Annotated in this window: 3 protein-coding genes; all 3 read right to left on the reverse strand. The window is 62.7% G+C overall.

Going from position 1 to position 1,731, the window contains the following annotated elements:
- Positions 1–251 (reverse strand): hypothetical protein (locus tag EOM25_14605; GenBank protein ID NCC26407.1); only part of this gene is annotated, 251 nt, incomplete at its 3' end.
- Positions 252–395: 144 nt separating this feature from the next.
- A complete protein-coding gene (locus EOM25_14610) occupies positions 396–1,133 on the reverse strand; it encodes an ABC transporter permease (protein ID NCC26408.1) in 738 nt (245 codons plus the stop codon).
- Positions 1,130–1,731 (reverse strand): ABC transporter ATP-binding protein (locus EOM25_14615; protein ID NCC26409.1); only part of this gene is annotated, 602 nt, incomplete at its 5' end. The genes EOM25_14615 and EOM25_14610, both read right to left, overlap by 4 nt.

The raw sequence follows: 1,731 nt of genomic DNA on the forward strand, positions 1-1,731 counted from the left end.
AGAAAACGGCCGGGCAGGAATTCCATGGACAGGTAGTAGACCCTCTTGACCATGGAGTCGTAATAGGCCCGCTGGGTGTCGAGCCAGCCCCGGATAAGCCTTTCCCTGACGCTGTAGGCCAGCCCATTGTAATAGCGGTACTTGTTCGGGGGATGAGCCTCGTAGCCCAGAGTGGCCTCGATGTGGCGAAGGATGTCGTCGGGCAGGGATTCGAGGCTGCGGCCGGGACAGGGGCATTGATCGGAGGCCATGGTCAACTCCTGTAATGACGGATTTTCAAAGGCATGGACAAACCATCAATGACTGAAAAATCTTCTCAGGACAAGCCTTGAACCGAACCGAAGGGCGAGACGGGTCGTGAGGTGATTCTCGAAAATAATGCCTGGGCCCCGGTCTCAGGCGATCCAGCGGTTCCTGATGTTGGCCAGACTGGCCGCGAACAGGCCAGCGCAGAACAGGGCCAGGAGAGCGAAGTCCAGGGCCAGGGGCAAGGCGTGGCCGCCGTGGACCGAGCCGTGGAGGAGGTCGGCCCCGTAGGTCAGGGGCAGGGCGTAGGACAGGGGCTTGAGGAAGATCGGCAGGCGGTCGATGGGAAAGAAGAGGCCGCAGAGAAAGATCATGGGGAACCGGAAGAAGTTGGAGAAGGTCTGGGCCTCGAAAACCTCGCTGACGGCCACGGCGATGAACAGGCCCAGAAAGGTCGAGGCCACGGCGATGAGAACCACGGTGGGGACCAGGACCGTCCAGACCACCGGGGACAGGTCGACCAGGAACGAGGCCATGACGACGGGGACGAAGGCGTTGGCCACGCCGAAGAGAATGGCTCCGGAAGTCTTGGCCAGCATGAGAATCTCAAAGGGCACCGGGGCCAGAAGAAGCCGCTCGAAAGAGCGGTTTTTACGTTCGAAGGTCACGGTCACGGCCAGCATGGACGTGGTCCCGAAAAGGATGGAGATGGCCACCACCCCGGGCAGGATGCCCAGGATGCTTTCCGGGCCCTGGCCGGATCGGATGAAGAACATGCCCGTCCAGGCTAGGGGAAAGATGATGCCCCAGCTCACGTTGGGGGGCTTCAGGTAGTAGGTCCGCATGTCCTTGGCCAGGATGTTCCAGAAGGCGATCCAGAGTTTCACGCTTTTTTCCCTCCCGGTTTTTCCTTTTCTCCGGCCAGGGCCCCTGCCTCGAGGCCGGTGACGGCCACGAAGACGTCCTCCAGGCTGGGCCGGAGCCTTCGGGCTTCGAGAACCAGGGCCCCCCGGTCCTCCAAGAGCCGGATCAGGGGGCCGACGCCGATGGGTTCGGCGGCCTCGACCCGGATGGTTCCCGGTCCGGAAAGGCTGAATTCGAACGCGGGAAAGGATGAGGCTAGGTCGGCCACGAGGGAGTCGGACCGGCTTTCGGCGGGGGTATCCATGGAGATCTGGACCACGTGTCGGTCCTTGACGGTCGAAACCAGGTTGTCGACGGAATCCTCGCGGACGATGCGGCCGGAGACGATGAAGGCCACCCGGTGGCAGAGACGCTCGGCCTCCTCGATGTAGTGGGTGGTCAGGAGGATGGTCGTGCCCTGTTCGTTCAGGTCGGCCACGAGCTTGCGGACCTGCCGGGCGCTGGCCACGTCGATGCCCGTGGTCGGCTCGTCCAGAAAGAGGATGGCCGGGGAGTGGATGATCCCGGCGGCGATGGTCAGCTTGCGCTTCATGCCCTTGGAATAGCCGGCGAACTTGCGGT

The sequence above is a fragment of the Deltaproteobacteria bacterium genome (assembly GCA_009929795.1).
Lineage (GTDB): Bacteria > Desulfobacterota > Desulfovibrionia > Desulfovibrionales > Desulfomicrobiaceae > RZZR01.